13 protein-coding genes are annotated in these 15,697 nt (G+C 73.5%); 6 read left to right on the top strand and 7 right to left on the bottom strand.

The window, feature by feature from the left end:
• Window positions 1-292 precede the first annotated feature (292 nt).
• The 7 genes from ACTMS2_RS12180 to ACTMS2_RS12150 form a co-directional block, all read right to left on the bottom strand.
• Entirely contained in the window at window positions 293-1,504 is a 1,212-nt protein-coding gene (locus tag ACTMS2_RS12180) for a cytochrome P450 (RefSeq protein ID WP_441175475.1), read from the bottom strand.
• A gap of 101 nt (window positions 1,505-1,605) precedes the next feature.
• On the bottom strand, window positions 1,606-2,601 hold the full coding sequence (locus ACTMS2_RS12175; RefSeq protein WP_441175474.1) for a TauD/TfdA family dioxygenase: 996 nt from the start codon (window positions 2,599-2,601) through the stop codon (window positions 1,606-1,608).
• Between the two features lie 51 nt (window positions 2,602-2,652).
• Complete coding sequence (locus ACTMS2_RS12170; RefSeq protein WP_441175473.1) at window positions 2,653-5,652, bottom strand: condensation domain-containing protein; 3,000 nt, start codon at window positions 5,650-5,652, stop codon at window positions 2,653-2,655.
• A gap of 2 nt (window positions 5,653-5,654) precedes the next feature.
• Window positions 5,655-7,445: a non-ribosomal peptide synthetase gene (locus ACTMS2_RS12165; protein WP_441175472.1), complete on the bottom strand. Its 1,791-nt coding sequence runs from the start codon at window positions 7,443-7,445 to the stop codon at window positions 5,655-5,657.
• A gap of 4 nt (window positions 7,446-7,449) precedes the next feature.
• A complete protein-coding gene (locus ACTMS2_RS12160; protein ID WP_441175471.1) occupies window positions 7,450-8,271 on the bottom strand; it encodes a hypothetical protein in 822 nt (273 codons plus the stop codon).
• A 70-nt stretch (window positions 8,272-8,341) separates the two neighbouring features.
• The gene (locus ACTMS2_RS12155) at window positions 8,342-9,079 is read right to left on the bottom strand and encodes an ABC transporter permease (protein WP_441175470.1); all 738 of its coding nucleotides are present in this window, start codon (window positions 9,077-9,079) and stop codon (window positions 8,342-8,344) included.
• Window positions 9,079-10,023: an ABC transporter ATP-binding protein gene (locus tag ACTMS2_RS12150; RefSeq protein ID WP_441175469.1), complete on the bottom strand. Its 945-nt coding sequence runs from the start codon at window positions 10,021-10,023 to the stop codon at window positions 9,079-9,081. Before ACTMS2_RS12150 ends, ACTMS2_RS12155 begins: the two co-directional genes overlap by 1 nt.
• Window positions 10,024-10,255: 232 nt before the next feature.
• Here ACTMS2_RS12150 and ACTMS2_RS12145 point away from each other — a divergent pair, with 232 nt between their 5' ends.
• The 6 genes from ACTMS2_RS12145 (at window position 10,256) to ACTMS2_RS12120 (ending at window position 15,695) form a co-directional block, all read left to right on the top strand.
• Window positions 10,256-10,474, top strand: coding sequence for a hypothetical protein (locus ACTMS2_RS12145; protein ID WP_441175468.1), 219 nt, complete (start codon window positions 10,256-10,258; stop codon window positions 10,472-10,474).
• Window position 10,475: 1 nt separating this feature from the next.
• Window positions 10,476-11,951 carry an amidase gene (locus ACTMS2_RS12140; RefSeq protein WP_441175467.1) on the top strand — a complete coding sequence of 492 codons (1,476 nt, stop codon included), beginning with the start codon at window positions 10,476-10,478 and terminating at the stop codon, window positions 11,949-11,951.
• 135 nt (window positions 11,952-12,086) lie between these two features.
• Entirely contained in the window at window positions 12,087-13,070 is a 984-nt protein-coding gene (locus ACTMS2_RS12135; RefSeq protein WP_441175466.1) for an ABC transporter ATP-binding protein, read from the top strand.
• A complete protein-coding gene (locus tag ACTMS2_RS12130) occupies window positions 13,067-13,903 on the top strand; it encodes an ABC transporter permease (RefSeq protein ID WP_441175465.1) in 837 nt (278 codons plus the stop codon). Before ACTMS2_RS12135 ends, ACTMS2_RS12130 begins: the two co-directional genes overlap by 4 nt.
• A complete protein-coding gene (locus ACTMS2_RS12125) occupies window positions 13,900-15,093 on the top strand; it encodes a sensor histidine kinase (protein ID WP_250102381.1) in 1,194 nt (397 codons plus the stop codon). Before ACTMS2_RS12130 ends, ACTMS2_RS12125 begins: the two co-directional genes overlap by 4 nt.
• Complete coding sequence (locus ACTMS2_RS12120) at window positions 15,090-15,695, top strand: response regulator transcription factor (protein ID WP_101414466.1); 606 nt, start codon at window positions 15,090-15,092, stop codon at window positions 15,693-15,695. Before ACTMS2_RS12125 ends, ACTMS2_RS12120 begins: the two co-directional genes overlap by 4 nt.
• Window positions 15,696-15,697 lie beyond the last annotated feature (2 nt).

Here is a 15,697-nt window from a genome sequence, read left to right as displayed (position 1 = left end):
TGGTGGTGGTCATTGGTGTGGAAGTGCGCTGGTGCTGGTCAGGTGTCGTGGGCCGGCGGTGGGGCATGAGACCGTCACATTCAGCTGGTGACCCGCGCACGAATAACCGGGGAAAGGCGCCCCGCGGAATCGTGCCGTCGCTAACGGCGGTCAATTGACGGGCGAATGCCGCCGTCGGATCCCGCTGTCGAAATACGGTCACACGCCACGACGCCGCCGGGGCGCGGAACCGGGTGACCGGATCCACGTCCCGACGGCGACACGCCCCTCTCCGGGGGCGGGTGGGGAGCCCTCAGACCGTGACGGGTAGCGACAGGAGTGCGGGGATGAACGGGTAGGCGCGCAGCTTCAGCGACTCCCGGGGGGCGGCCAGCGCGATGTCGGGGAAGCGCAGGAACAGCTCACGGAGGGCGATGGTCACCTCCATCCGGGCCAGTTCGGCCCCCGCGCAGAAGTGCGGGCCACCGCCGAAGACCAGGTGCGTCTTGTCGGCGCGGTCGATGTCGAACACCTGCGGGTCGGCGAACCGCCTCGGGTCGTTGCCGGCGGCGGCGACGTGCAGGAGCACCGTGTCGCCCTTGCCGATCCTGGTGCCGTCGATCTCCATGTCCTCGGTGGCGAAGCGACGAAAGGCGTGGTGCACCGACGGGTTCTTGCGCAGCATCTCCTCGACGGCCGCGTCGAACAGCTCCGGTTGCCGTCGTAGCCGCTCCAGCGTCTCCGGGTCGTCCAGCAGGGCCAGGGCGCCCCGGCTGATCATGCCCGCGGTGGTGTCGTAGCCGCCCAGCATCGTCAGCGCGGCCAGGACCAGGACCTGCTCGACGTTCAGCACGGGGGTGCCATCGGCGTCCTTCGTGTGGATCCAGTACGAGAAGAGGTCTTCGGTGGGCTCCGCCGTCTTGCGCCGCCTGATCTCGTCGAGCATCTGCAACATGTCCGCGCGGAGCTGGGCGTTGGTCTCGTCGTCGCTGCCGAAGCCGAGGTCCGCCATCCTCTTGAGGTCCGTGCGGTATTCGTCGGGGATGCCGAGCACGTCGCAGACGATCGTGATCGGCAGGATGGCCCCGTAATCCTCGACGAGGTCTCCGCCGCCCGCCGCCTCGAGCGCGTCCAGCCGCCCGGCGACGAGCTCCTGTATTCGCGGTCGGAAGGTCTCCAGGTTGCGGGGCAGGAAGGTGAAGTTGATCATCTTCTTGAGCCGCGTGTGGTCCGGCGGGTCGAGGGTGACGATGGTGCCGGTCGGCGTGCCCTCCGGGAAGCGCTGGCTGGTGAAGTCGCCGTTGGAGTACTCGCGGGGACGCGCCAGGCGCTTGTCGCGCAGCGCCGTGTAGACCTCGGCGTGGCCGGTGACCAGCCACACCCGGCCGTGGTCGTCGAGGCATGTCTGGTGGACGGTGCCCCGCTCGTGCATGACCGCGTAACGCTCGTTCGCCGCGTACGGGCTGGCGAAGTAGTCGGCGTCCATCAGCTTCTCCAGCCCGTGCACGGGGCACCTGCTCACCATGTTGGCCTCACTCTGGTCGGTGGGAAGGGAATCGCTGGCGGCTTCGGGTTCAACCGGTCTTGCGCCCCGCGGCGATCCGCCCCTCGCCCAGGGCCGGTGGATCAGTTGGTGCTGCTGAGCACGTGCCCGTCGGCGGGCCGCATCACGCGGGAGCGGCGGAAGTCGCGGTGCACGAAGATCCGTTGCAGCCAGCGGTCGCGGCCGTCGTAGCGCGGGGTGAACTCGGTGCGGCCGTGCAGGGCCAGCCGGTTGTCGACGAACGCGAGGTCGCCGGGCTCCAGGATGAACGTACGGCGGACGGTGCGCAGCGCGTCGCCCAGCATCGACAGCGCCTGCGTGGCCTCGGGGTCGAGGGGGAAGGAGCTCTCGAAGTCGACCCGTACGTCCGGGTCCTCGAAGCTGCCGACGAGGATGCCGTGCGGCTCCGGCGCGCTGTGCAGGTCGCCGAACGACGCCGGCGGCTCGGTGACGAACCGGGGCTCGTGCAGCACCCGCCGGACCTGCTCGGACAGCAGGGGCAGCGCGTTGCGCACGGACGTCACCTGCAACCCGGCGACGTTGTCGTGGTCGTTGCGCAGGCAGTGCAGGCCCACGTAGTCCGGGCGGTGCTGGTGGAAGGCGTTCTCCACGTGCATGGAGAGCGTCACCGAGCCCGCGTTGCCCTGGAACTTCTCCATGCCCGGCACCGGCACGACGTCCTGCACGAGCGCGCCGCTCTTCTCCTCCTTGAAGGCGATGAGTTCGCCGAGTTGCAGGCCGAGCAGCACCTGGGCGGCGGCGGGCACCGTGGACTCCCGCTGCACCGAGCCGGCCACGGTGGGCGTCGCGGGCAACTCGTCGACGTCCACGGGCAGGTTCCGCACGAGCAGTACGGCGTCGAGCCCGGGATCCCAGGCGAAGCGCCGCACCATCTGGCGCAGTCGTACGGGCAGGTTGCTGGACAGCTCGCGGGCCGACGCGAGCCAGGCGGTCGCGTCGACCATGCGCGGCGGCCGGCCCGCCAGGTAGCGGGCGATCGTGTCGACCTCGATGTTCTCCTCTCTGGTCAGTGTGATCATGCGGTCGGTACCGCGGGTGGGCTGGACGTCGACGGTCACGCCGAGCCTCCTCTGCTGAGGTTCGAGACGGTGTGGGGGTTGAGCGATCGGTCAGTCGTCGTCCTCGTCGTCCCAGAACGCGTCCTGCAGGTGCTCCGCGAGCTGCCGGGGCGTCGGGTTGGCGAACAGGTCGGCGAGCTGGACCGGCATCGACAGGTCGGTCCGCACCCGCTGCACGAGCTGGGCGCCCAGCAGCGAGTGGCCACCGCTGGCGAAGAAGTTCGAGTCCGCGTGCAGGCCCGGCCGGTCGAGCATCTCGGTCCAGATCCCGACGAGGGCGAGGGTCGTCTCGTCCGGCGGGTCGGCGTCGGCCGACGTCCGCGCGGCGGCGAGCGCCACGAGGGCCGCGCGGTCCACGGTGCCGGCCACGGTGACCGGCAGCTGGTTGAGCACGACCAGTTCGGGCGTGAGCGGCAGGGCGGCACGGGCGTGTTCGCGCAGCCTGTCGGTCACGTCGGGCTTGCGGGACTCGACGAACGCGACGACCGTGCCGTCCTGCGCGTCGCCGCCGGACCCGACGGCGGCGACCGCCTCCACGTCCGGGTGGGCGGCGAGGACCGACTCGACGTCGAAGAGATGGATCCGCTGGCCGCCGACGCGTACCTGCGCCGACAGCGGGCCGACCACGTCCACCCGGCCGTCGGGCAGCAGGCGCGCGAGGTCCGCGGTGCGGTGGAACCGCCCGTACGTCGGGTGCTCGCCGAAGCGCGCGGCGGTCAGCTCCGGCCGGCCGTGGTAGCCGGAGGCCAGCGTGTCGCCCGCGACGCACAGCTCACCGCGTACGCCGATGCCCAGCTCGTGTCCGGTGCCGGGCTCGGTGACGAACACGCGGGTCGCCGGGCGGACGCCCGGCTCGTCCAGGCTGTCGTCCAGCGCGGCGTACCCGGCGACGCCGGGCGTGGTGTAGCCGTGGTGCGGCGTGCCGCCGGTGGCGCGCAGCTGCGCGGCCAGCGGGCGGGGGAGCGGTTCGTGCGCCACCAGGACGACGCGGCCCGCGAGCCGGTCGCCCGCGTGCTCGGCCACCTGGCGCCACACCGCCGGCGTCGCCTGCACCACGTCCACCGCCTGCCCGCGCACCAGCTCGCCGAGCGCGTGGCCGTCGGTCCGGGCCGCGTCGGGAGCGACGACGACCCGGCCGCCGGTGCTCAGCGCGACCAGCAGCTCCGTCAGCGCCGCGTCCGTGGCGGCGCTGCTCAGCCAGGCGGTCACGGCCGGCCCGGCGCCGACCCGGTCGATGAGCCGCGCGACCGCGCCGGCCAGGGCCCGGTGGGTGACCGTCACCGCGAGCGGCGCGGGCGTGTCGAGGTGGTACTCCAGGTAGGCCACCGCGTCGAGGTCACCGCCGGTGGGCGCGTCGGCGCGGATCGCGTCGGTGGCGGCGGGGACGGCGGGGATGGGCAGGGCGCCGGGCACGGGGAGGCCCTCGGCCGCCAGCACCGGGGCGGCACCCGAGTCGGCCAGCCGGGCGGCGAGGTCGGGGATCGGCTGGGCCGGGTCGAGCAGGACGCAGCGCGCGCCCGCCAGCCACACGCCGAGCCACGCGGCGGCCAGCAGCGCGCCGCGCGGCGCGAGCACGGCGACCGTGCCGCCGCCCGAGGCCGCGACCAGGTCCCGGGTGGCGAGCGCCGCGGACCACAGCCGGCCATACGACACGGCGTCCGCGCCGTCCTGCACCGCGACGAGGTCCGGGCTCGCGGCGACCGTCGCGTGCACCGCGTCCAACACGGACGCGGTGGCGGCCGGCGCCGACGGCGACGCCGGCAGGGCGAGGTCGCTCGTGCCCAGGCGGGACAGCTGCGCCACCGGCCGGTCCAGCTCCTCGCCCAGCCGTACGAGCAGCGCGTCGTAGCGTTGCAGCAGCAGCACGACGTCGGCCGCCTCGAAGGCGTCGACGCAGAACGCCGCGCGGACGGTCGTCGCGTCCTCGCCCGGCATGATGAAGAACTCCAGGTCGAAGCGGCTGTAGCCGTTCTCCACCATGACGTGCCGCACCGGCATCCCGGTCAGCGTGGCGGAGGTGTCGACGGTGCCGGGCACGTAGTTGAACAGGTGCCGGAAGAAGGAGCTGCGCCACGACGACGGCGCGTCGCCGAGCACGGCGGGGGACACGTGCTCCAGCGGTACGTCGGCGTGGCTGATCGCCTCCAGGAACGTGCTGCGCGTCTGCTTCACGACGGCGCGGAAGTCGGCGTCCGGGTCGAGCCGGACCCGCAGCGGCACCAGGTTCGCGTGGTAGCCGATGGCGTTCATGCTGCGCTGGTCCCGGACGTTGACCGGGGTGCCGATCACCACGTCGGAGCCCGCGCCGTGCTGGGCGAGCAGCACCGAGTACGCCGCGAGCAGCACCACCGCCTCGGAGGCGCGCAGTTCGCGCTGGAAGCGGCGTACCACGGCGCGGGCCGGCGCGGAGAGTTCGTGGTGGACGGTCTCGGCGCGCAGGGACGGCGCCCCGACGGGCGGCCGGGCGCACCACAGACCCGCCTCGGCGGCCCGCAGCCCGTCGAGGTTCTTCCGCCAGTACGCGACGCTGCGCTCGTTCGGCGCGCGCTCCGCGAGCGCGGCCACCGGGGCGTCGTCGGGCTGGCGTCCCGCCGCCACCGTCTCGTACGCGACGAGCAGTTCGCGGAGCAGGATCGTGGTCGACATGGCGTCGAAGTTCAGGTGGTGCACGACGACGCAGCACACGTCGCCGTCGGCTCCCGCGCGGATGCCCGCCCGCACCAGGGGGCGGCCGTCGATCGCGAAGGGCTCGGCGGCGAACGCGGTCAGGTCGGCGTCCATCCCGTCGTCGCCGGCCGGGACGTCCACCACCGGCACGTCGATCCGGTCGGCGGCGAGCACCTCCCGGGTCAGCGTCGCGTCGTCGGTGCGGAACACGGTGCGCAGCACCTCGTGGCGGGCCAGGACCGCCCCCAGCGCCGCGGTGAACAGCTCGCGGTCGATCCGGCCGGCCACCTCGAAGGCGACCGCCACGTTGTTGACCCCGGTGTCCGGCACCAGCCGCTCGAGCAGCCACATGGCTGCTTCCTTCCTGCTGGCCGCGATGCTCATGCTCACTCGTCCCCTCGGTCGGTGTCGGCGCAGACCTCGGCGAGTCGCGCCACGGTCCGGTTTTCCAGCACGTCACGCAGCGACAGGGTGAGTCCGCGTCGGCGTGCCTCGTTGACCAGCTGGGCGGCGCCGAGGCTGGTGCCGCCCCGGACGAAGAAGTCGTCGTCGACACCGATCGAGGAGACGGCCGTGTAGGTGGCGAAGAGCTCGCACAGCAGCGCCTGCAACTCGTCGGCCGGCGCCCGCCCGCCCGGCGTCGCCGTGACCTCCGGCGCCGGCAGGGCCGCCGTGTCGAGCTTGCCGTTGACGGTCAGCGGCAGCGCCGCGAGGCTCACCACGGCGCTCGGCACCATGTAGTCCGGCAGGGTCTCGGCGAGGTCCTTGCGCAGCTGCTGCGGGTCGAGCGTCGCGTCCGCCTCGGCCACGACGTACGCGACGAGCTGCTTGACCTCGGGCGCGTCCGTGCGGATCACCGCCGCCGCGTGCCGCACCTGCGGGCTGCGCAGCAGCGCCGCCTCGATCTCGCCCAGTTCGATGCGGTAGCCGCGGATCTTCGCCTGGTTGTCGACCCGCCCGCAGAACTCGTACTCGCCGTCCTCGGTGGGCCGGACCCGGTCGCCGGAGCGGTACATGCGCGAGCCGGGCGGGCCGAACGGGTCAGGCAGGAAGCGCTCGGCGGTCAGCCCCGGCCTGCCCAGGTAGCCCCGGGCGAGCTGGGCGCCCGCGATGTGCAGTTCGCCGATCTCGCCGGGCACGACCGGGCGCAGCTCCTCGTCCAGCACGTGGAAGCGCACGTCGGGCATGGGCTGGCCGATGGGCAGCGGCCCCGGCGGCACCGGCTGGTCGGGCTCGATGACCACCGTGCTGCACCCGACGGTCGTCTCCGTCGGGCCGTACTCGTTGACGACCCGCGCGCCGGGGTGCCGGCGGCGCCAGGCGTCGACGGTCTCGCCGAGCAGCAACTCGCCGCCGGCCATCAGCTCCCCGGTCGGGGACGCCTCGGCGGGCAGCGCGGTGAGCAGCGGGATGTGCGAGGGCGTCACCTTGACGAACGTGGGCCGCTCCTGCCCGAAGGGCCCGGCGGCGGGCGTGCCCATCTCCTCCAGGGCGCCGACGTGCACGCAGCCGCCCGTCATGAGCGGCGCGTAGAACGCGGTGACCGTCAGGTCGAAGGCGAACGAGGAGTGCAGCAGCGCCCGCCCGCGTACGCCCGGGTAGGACCGCACGACGTGGCGCAGGTACGTGCCGAGCTGGCGGTGCTCGATGACCACGCCCTTGGGGCTGCCGGTGGAGCCGGAGGTGTAGATGACGTACGCGGTGTTGGCGGGCCGCAGCGGGGCGAGCCGGTCGGCGTCGGTGACGTCGGTGTCCGGCTGGCCGGCGTACGCGTCCGGGTCGTCGAGGAGGACCCGGGGCGCGTCGGACGCCGGCACCGCGTGCTGGTCGTCGCCGGTGGTCAGCAGCAGCATCGGCCGCGCGTCGGTGAGCATGTGCTCCAGCCGCTGCGGCGGGTAGCTCAGGTCCAGCGGCAGGTAGGCCGCCCCGGCCTTGAGGGTGGCCAGCGCGGCCACCACCAGGTGCGCGGAGCGGATCCCGATCGCGACGAGCCGGTCCGGGCCCGCGCCGAGCGACACCAGCCGGTGCGCGAGCCGGTTCGCCTCGGCGTCCAGCTCCGCGTACGTCCTGCGGTGCTCGCCCCACACGACGGCGGTCGCGTGCGGGGTGCGCCGCACCTGTTCGGCGAACAGGTCGGTGAAGAGCGCGGGCTCACCGCCCGCCGGGCCCGGTGCCACCGCGCTACCCCGCGATCCGCAGACCGGCGTCCGCGCCGGTCATCAGGGCGGAGACCGTCGCGGCGACGTCGGGATGGCGCAGCATCTGGTCGTGGTCGACGTCGAGCGGGACGGTACGCCCGAAGCCCTGCCCGCCCTGGGTCGAGTGGGCGGAGGTGATCGCCGTCGCCGTCGCCCACTGCGGGGTCGGGTCGATCTCCGCCGCCGCCCGCAGGTACCCGACGAACGAGGCGAAGCTGCCGCCCAGCTCGCCCCGGACGTCGTCGTCGAGCCCGAGCCTGCGGCCCGCCACGTCGATCGCGCCGCGGAAGATCCCGGCGAGCGCGGGACCGATGAGGGTGAGGTCCTCGAGGCCGTACTTCTCCCGCACCGCCTGGCCGTCGGCGTGGAACGCGGCGATCTCCTCCGGGGAGAGGATGGTGCGCAGCGCGTCGGCGGCGGCGTGGAAGTCCCGGTAGAGCCCGACGATGTTCGGCAGCTCCGGGTCCAGCAGGATCAGCCGGGGCGCCTCGTCCTGCGCCTCGGCCAGCCGGGACGCGAGGGGGGCGGCGAAGACCGCGCCCACGCAGTAGCCGATCACGGTGTCGACGGTGCGTTCCCGCCGGCGTACGCCCTTCGCCCACCGCTCGACGTAGTCGGCGCCGGACATGGTGTCCTCGGCGCCGGAGGCGGGTGCCACGGTCTCCCAGATCTCGCCGGGCGCGCTCAGCAGGGGGACCAGGTCGCGGAAGCACGCCTGGGTGCGGCCGGTGCTGGTGAAGTCGACGGTGAGCGTGAGGCCGCCCGGTCCGCCCTTGCGCAGTATCTGCCAGGAGTTCTTCTTCACGATGCAATCCCTCGTCGTAGCGGTGCGTACGTTCGTCGTGCGGGGTGTGGGAGGTCCGTCGGCTCCCGGCTCAGACGCGGGCGCTGTCGCGCACGTAGCGCAGGGTCACGGCGGCGCCGAGCACGATGGTCCAGCCCGCGAGCACCAGGGCCGCGAGCCCGAGGCGGGAGTCGGCCTCGAACGGGCTGTGGCCGACCACGGCCAGCCAGTGGCTCGGCATGACGGCGGACACCGCCTGGAGCCACTCGGGGAACGCGACCGACGGGAACAGCGCGCCGCCGAGCACCCCGAGCAGCATGTGCGAGACGGAGGTGAGGACCTGCACGCTCTCGGCCGTGGCGACCTGGCCGATGAAGACGCCCAGCAGCGCGAACGGCAGCGTGCCGATCCAGACCCCGAGCACCAGCTGGAGCCAGCCGCCCAGCGGCAGCCGGACGCCCTGCAACAGCGCGCCGGTGAGCGCCACCGCCGTGATCGCCGGCAGCGCCACCACCATCGCCGCGGCCAGCTTCGCGGTCAGGTACGACGTCGGCGACAGCGGGGTGATGCGCAACTGGCGCTGCCACCCCGTCGACCGCTCGATCGCCACCCGGGTGCCGACGTTCAACGCCACGAAGAGCGCGCCGAAGGCGGCGAGACCGCCCAGCAGGTGCTCGCTGAAGTTGATGCCGGTGCGCTCGACGACCTCGCCGCGGAACAGGTTGGCCTGCATCAGGTAGAGCAGCGTCGGGAACAGGAACGCGACGATCCAGAACTTGCGGGCGCGGATCACCCGCTTCACTTCGATCTTGAGGAAGCCCGTGCTCATCAGGCGGCCCCGCCCTTCGTGGAGGTGAGGGCCAGGAACGCCTGTTCCAGGCCGAGGGCGCCGATCTCGACGTCGTACGCCCGGGGATGGCGCGCGAACAGCTCCCGGGCGGCGGCGTCGGAGTCGGAGCAGACGAGTTCGAAGCGCTGGCCGCGGGACTCGGCGCTGAGCACGCCGGGCAGCAGGCGCAGCTGCTCCACCGTCGCGTCCGGGACGGTGGCCGACAGCGAGCGGCCCGCCACCACGGAACGGATCTCGGCGACCGTGCCGTCGGCGATGACCGTCCCGGCCTGCACGAGCACCACCCGGTCGGCGAACTCCTCGGCCTCCTCCAGGTAGTGAGAGGCGAACACCACGGTGCGCCCGGAGTCGGTGAACTCCCGCATGGCGGCCCAGAACACGTGGCGCGACTCGACGTCCATCGCCACCGTCGGCTCGTCCAGCACCAGCAGCTTCGGGTCGGACACGAGGGTCATCGCCAGCCGCAGCCGCTGGCGCTGACCGCCGGAGAGCCGGCTGCGGCGGTCGGCGATGTCGGTCAGGTCGGTGCGGCGCAGCACCTCGGCGATCGGCAGCGGGGCGGCGTGCAGCGACGCCACCATCGTGAGCAGCTCGCGAATCGACACGTCGTCGAGCAGTGCGCCGTCCTGGAGCGTCGCCCCGATGACGCCCCGGGTGATGGCCTCCCGGGGGGTGTGCCCGAAGACGCGGATCTCGCCGCGGTCGGGGCGGGTGAGCCCCAGGATCATGTCGACGAGCGTGGACTTGCCCGCGCCGTTGGGCCCGAGCAGCGCCACCACCTCGCCGGGCGCTATCCGCAGGTCGATGCCGTTGACGGCCCGTACGTCGCCGTATCTCTTGTGCACGGCCGAAACGTCGATCGCCTGTGGTTGCACCGCACCGGCCGTGGGTGTCGCCACGAGGTTCGCGATTGCGTTGCTCATTGATTTCCCCATTTAGATCGGTGCGGGTATGCGAATAGTATTTATCAGCGCCGCGGAGCGGGGAGCCAGGAACTCCGGGGCCGTCGCCGCGAGGATCGGCGTCCGAGGCGCCTCATTCCGGGGTGGTGAGGGGTGACCGTAGGGGTTACCCCGCGACGGCCGCGACCGCCATCGTCGGAGTTGTCGTGGTCCTGGGCCGCGCATTTTTTGTGGCCCGTGCGGGGAGGTGTTCGTGGCACGCCAGAAGCGGAACGGTGACCGTCATTCGTCGAACGGTGACGCGAAGACGGACGTCATGGTCGGTGACGATGTCACGGCCGAGTCGTTCGTTTTTCCGCACAGCGACTTCTTCCGGCACACAAGAATGGACGCGGAATCGGAATTGACCGGCGACCGGCCCTCGCCGCGGGTCGTCGCGACCGGCCGGCCGGGTCACGCGGCGGTGAGCTGACATGGACCACGTCGCCGCCGCGGCCGAGCGGGCCGACCGGCTCGGGCCGATGCTCGGCACCTTCCTGCACCGCTTCCCGACCGTCGACGCCGGCACGGACGGGCCGCTGCGCGGCACGCTGATCGGCGTCAAGGACGTCGTCGCCGTGGCCGGCGCGCCGAGCACCTGCCAGAGCGTCGTGCACGACGCGGACTGGTGGGCCGACCGCGACGCGACCGTGGTGGCGCGGCTGCGCGCCGCGGGCGCGCTGATCGTCGGCAAGACCACGATGGGCGAGCACGCGCTGTCCCGGCCGGACCCGGAGGCGCCCTTCCCGGTGCCCCGCAACCCGTGGGACCCCCACCGGTTCACCGGCGGGTCGAGCTGCGGCAGCGCCAACGGCATCCCCGCCGGCTTCTTCGACGCGGGCGTCGGCACCGACAGCAACGGCAGCATCCGGATCCCGGCCGCGCTGTGCGGCGTGACCGGGCTCAAGCCGACGCAGGGCCTCCTGCCGGCGACCGGCGTCCGCCCGCTGGCGCGCTCGGTCGAGACCACGGGCCCGCTGGCGCGCACGGCCCGGGAGTGCGCGCGGCTGCTCGCCGTGATGGCGGACCGGCCCGCGGAGCTGTCCCGGCCGCCGCTGGCCGACCTCGCGGGCGTACGCGTCGGCGTCCCGGGCGACCTGGTGCGCTACGCCGCCGCGCTGACCGAGGACACCGCCGCCGCCTTCGACGCCGCGCTCGACGAGTTGCGGGCCGCCGGGGCGCAGGTCGTCGACGTGCCGTTCGACGAGGCGTTCCCGCTCTTCGCCGCGCAGCTCGTGACGATGCTGGTGGAGGCGTTCGAGGTGCACGGGGCGCAGCTGCGGGCGCGTTGGAGCGACTACGGGCGACCCTTCCGGTGGAACGTCGCGCTCGGCGGCGTGCTCCCGGCGGAGACGTACCTGCGGGCCCAGCGGGTGCGCGGGTGGGGCGCCGACGCCCTGCGGGCGCGGTTGCGTGACGTCGACGTCATCGCCACGCCCGCCTGGCCGTCCGGCGCCCCCCGCTACGACGACCAGGCCAGCCTCCAGATGATCTCCTTCCTGCCCAGCGCCTGGAGCGCGGTTGGCTTCCCCGCGCTGGCGCTGCCGATGGGCGTCGACGGCGACGGGATGCCGCTGTCGCTGCAACTCGCCGCCGCGCCCGGCCGCGACTTCGAGCTGGCCGCCGTCGCCGACGTCTACCAGCGGCGTACGGGCTGGCACGAGCGGGAGCCGAAGCTGGAGGTCGTGACGGACCTCGCGTCCGTCTGCGTGCCCGAGGCGCCCGCCGACGGCGTCGACCCCGTACGCCGGGAGCGGCTGGCGCGGGCGTTCGGCGAGCTGGGCGTCCCGCTGGGGGACGGGGACCTCGACCAGGTGACCATGACGTGGACGAAGGTCGAGGCGCTTGCCGGGGTGCTGCCGGAACTCCCGGTGGACGTGGCGCCGTTCGCCGCCCACCCGGCCGGTTGAGCGCCCCCCGGATGCACCGGGCCACCGACCGCTCGGCGTCGTGTCCGCGTCCGCGCGTCCGCTGACCCCGGGCGGCGCGCCTGCCCCGGACGTGGGGGACACACGGGTCGGGCATGCGTACGACACGGTGGGAACATGACGCGACGGGGGTTGGAACTGTCGCCCACCGACGGCAGCCTGATGAGCATGGATGACGTCGTGATCGAAGTGGACGGGCTGCGCCGCAGCTACGGGGAGTTCGAGGCGGTGCGCGGCATCTCGCTGCGGATCCGCCGGGGCGAGCTGTTCGCGCTGCTGGGCACCAACGGTGCCGGGAAGACCACCACCATCGAGGTCCTGGAGGGCCTGCAACCGGCCACCGCCGGCCGGGTCCGGGTGCTCGGGCTGGACCCCGTCCGGGACCGCAACTCGGTGCGCCCCCGGACGGGGGTGATGCTCCAGCACGGCGGGTTCACGGGCGCGCTCACCGTCCGCGAGACGGTGGAGATCTGGCGGTCGCTCACCGTCCGGCCGCAGACCACCGCGGAGGTGCTGGACCTGGTCGACCTCGGCGACCGGATGAACGTCGCCGTCGAGCAGCTCTCCGGCGGCGAGGGCCGGCGGCTGGAGCTGGCGCTTGCCGTGCTCGGCCGCCCGGAGGTGCTCTTCCTCGACGAGCCCACCACCGGCATGGACCCGGCGTCGCGCCGCCGCACCTGGGACGTCGTCCGTGAGCTCCAAAAGGGCGGCACCACCGTCCTGCTCACCACGCACTACCTGGAGGAGGCGGAGGTCCTCGCCGACCGGGTGGCGATCATGCGGGGTGGGAGCATCGTCGCCACCGGGGCGCCGGAGGACGTCGTACGCACCCTGCCCGCCCGGATCAGCTTCCGGCTGCCGGCCACGGAGTCGCTGCCCGACCTGCCGCACGCCGCCCGCCTGGTCGAGGGCGACCGGGTCACGTACGAGTCCCGCCAGCTCCAGACCGACCTGACCCGGCTGCTCGAGTGGGCCAACGCGGGCAACATCCGGCTGGCCTCCCTGTCGGCCCGACCGGCCACCCTGGAGGATGTCTTCCTGGACATCGCCGCCGACCACGACCCGACCGACCAGCACGCGGAAGCGGAGGTTGCCCGATGAGCGGGACGATGACGACGCCGAGCCCCACCACCGCCGCCGCCTCGGGCGACCGCGCGACCAGGCCCATCTGGCAGATGGCCGCGATGCTCAAGATGGAGCTGCTGGCGCTGCGCCGCAGCTGGACGTCGACCGCGATGTCCGTGGTGACGCCGCTGATGATCGCTCTGCTGCTGGTCAGCGAGTACCGCGGCCAGACGGTGCCCGGCGTGCGCCGGGTCGTCAGCGTCACCACCCTGATCATGGTCTTCCTGGTGCACCACCACCTGACCACCGTGTACGCCTCGCGCCGCCAGGAACTGGTGCTCAAGCGGCTGCGCGCCGGGCTGGCCTCGGACCGCACGATCCTGTTCGGCACGGCCAGCAGCACGGTGGCGATCTTCCTCGCCCAGTTCCTCGCGCTGGCCGTCTACGCGGTCCTGGTCCTCGACCTGCCGATGCCCAGGAACCCGCTGGTCATGGTGGTGGCGCTGCTGATCGGCTCCTCGATCATGGCGGCGTTCTCGGCCGCGCTCTCCGCGATCACCCGCAGCTCCGAGGCGGCCATGCTCACCACCCTGCCGACCGTGGTGGTCTTCCTGGCCACGCCGGGTGCGCTGCTGCCGCTCGGCGCGTTGCCGGAGTCGCTGGAGCGGGTGCTCTGGTTCCTGCCCAACGGCCCGTTCACCGAGGTCATGCGCGTCGGCTGGCTCGGCCGTACCGACGAGGGCCAGACCCTGAGCTTCGCCGGCACCTTCATCGAGACGCTGCCGTCCTTCGGGGTGCTGCTGGTCTGGCTGGTGGTGTCGCTGCTCATGGCGGGCCGGTACTTCCGGTGGGAGCCCCGGCACGGATGATCGGGGCAGCGATCGCGTCACCCGGCCACGGGGACGTGAACATGGACCGGGCGCAGGTCGAGCGGGATCTCGGCCTGCGCCGCGCCCGCGTCGTCACCCTCACCACCGTCGGCAGCGGCGTCCTGGGGACGCTGCTGCTGGCCGCCGCCGGGCTGTCGCGGGAGGACGATCCGGGGTGGACGGCTGCCGGGGCGGTGGGCATCGTCCTGTTCGTCGTCGCGCAGGCCGGCGCGCTCTACGGTGCGATCACCCCGTGGCTGGCGGGGGCCGTGCGGCGCCGCCTGCTCGTCGCGTTCGTCGTGGCCGCCGTGGTCTCCGTACCCCTGGTGGGGCCGGTGGGGGCGCCGGAGTGGGCGACCTGGGGTTTCCTCGGCGCGTCGGTGATCGGCTCGGTGCCGATGCTGTCGCGCTGGTGGGCCGCCGGCCCGGCGGCGCTGCTGACCGTGGCGGTGGCCGCCGGGGTGGCGCTGCGCAACGGGGCGTCGGTGCGTGACCAGGTCACCATCGTGCTGGTCGCCGGCGTCTCCATGGCCGCGTGGAACGCCCTGCAGCTCTGGCTGTGGGGCCTGCTCGTCGAGGCGCAGCGGGGGCGGGCCGCCCAGGGGCGGCTCGCCGCGACCGAGGAGCGGCTGCGCTTCGCGCGCGACGTGCACGACCTGCTCGGGCACAGCCTCTCGGTCATCGCGCTCAAGGCGGAGCTGGCGTCCCGCCTGGCGGCGACGGACGCCGGGCGGGCCAGCTCCGAGGCGGCCGAGGTGCAGCGACTGGCCGCGTCGGCGCTGGTCGAGCTGCGCGAGGTGGTGCACGGGTACCGTGCGGTGGACCTCGGGGACCAGATCGCCGCGGTGGAGCAGGTGCTGCGTTCCTCCGGCATCCGCTGCGCGGTCGCGCTGCCGCCGGACGACGTACCGTCGGAGATCGCCCGGCAGTTCGTCGCGGTGCTGCGGGAGGCCAGCACCAACGTGCTGCGGCACAGCCGGGCCACCTGGTGCACCATCGAGATCAGCCAGGACGAGGACGAGGTACGGATGACCATGACGAACGACGGCGCCGAGGGTGCGTCGCCGGACCGGCACAGCTTCGGGTTGCGCGGGCTGGCCGAGCGGATGGCCGAGGCCCGGGGCTCGCTGCGGCACCGGACCGACGACGGGGTGTTCCGCCTCGACGTGACGGTACGGACCCGCCCGTGATCAGGGTGCTGCTCGCCGACGACGAGGACCTGATCCGGGCGGCGCTGGCCGCTCTGCTCGGTCTGGAGTCCGACCTGGAGGTCGTGACCGAGGCGTCGGACGGGCGGGCTGCGGTGACCGCCGCGCTCGCCCACCGGCCGGACGTGGCCGTGGTGGACCTCCAGATGCCGGCCCTGGACGGGTTGGAGGTGACCGCGGAGCTGGCGCGCGTCCTGCCCGCCTGCAAGGTGGTGATCCTGACCGGGCACGGCCGGCCGCCCCACCTGCAACGCGCGCTGGCCGCCGGGGCCAAGGGGTTCCTGCCCAAGGGCGCTCCCGGCGGGACGCTGGCCGACGTCATCCGCCGGGTGCACGCCGGCGGCCGGTACGTCGACCCGGCGCTGGCCGCGGACGCCCTCACCGCGCCGGAGTGCCCGCTCACGCCCCGCGAGCTGGACGTGCTGCGGCTGGCCGAGTACGACACGCCGGTGGCGGAGGTGGCGCGGCGTACCCACCTGTCGGCGGGCACCGTCCGCAACCACCTCTCCGCCGCGGTCAGCAAGCTCCGCGTGGCCAACCGCGCGGAGGCGTTCCGCACCGCCCGGGACAACGGCTGGCTCTGACG

Origin of the sequence: Micromonospora sp. SD12, from assembly GCF_052068495.1 — a bacterium.
Classification (GTDB): Bacteria; Actinomycetota; Actinomycetes; order Mycobacteriales; family Micromonosporaceae; genus Micromonospora; species Micromonospora echinofusca.
This window is presented reverse-complemented; position numbering and strand designations above follow the sequence as displayed.

Bases quoted from the DNA above. Each gene is read 5' to 3' on its own strand.
- ACTMS2_RS12180 (WP_441175475.1), bottom strand. From the start codon at position 1,504: ATGGTGAGCAGGTGCCCCGTGCACGGGCTGGAGAAGCTGATGGACGCC.
- ACTMS2_RS12170 (WP_441175473.1), bottom strand. From the start codon at position 5,652: ATGAGCATCGCGGCCAGCAGGAAGGAAGCAGCCATGTGGCTGCTCGAG.
- ACTMS2_RS12155 (WP_441175470.1), bottom strand. From the start codon at position 9,079: ATGAGCACGGGCTTCCTCAAGATCGAAGTGAAGCGGGTGATCCGCGCC.
- ACTMS2_RS12150 (WP_441175469.1), bottom strand. From the start codon at position 10,023: ATGAGCAACGCAATCGCGAACCTCGTGGCGACACCCACGGCCGGTGCG.
- ACTMS2_RS12140 (WP_441175467.1), top strand. From the start codon at position 10,476: ATGGACCACGTCGCCGCCGCGGCCGAGCGGGCCGACCGGCTCGGGCCG.
- ACTMS2_RS12135 (WP_441175466.1), top strand. From the start codon at position 12,087: ATGACGCGACGGGGGTTGGAACTGTCGCCCACCGACGGCAGCCTGATG.
- ACTMS2_RS12130 (WP_441175465.1), top strand. From the start codon at position 13,067: ATGAGCGGGACGATGACGACGCCGAGCCCCACCACCGCCGCCGCCTCG.
- ACTMS2_RS12125 (WP_250102381.1), top strand. From the start codon at position 13,900: ATGATCGGGGCAGCGATCGCGTCACCCGGCCACGGGGACGTGAACATG.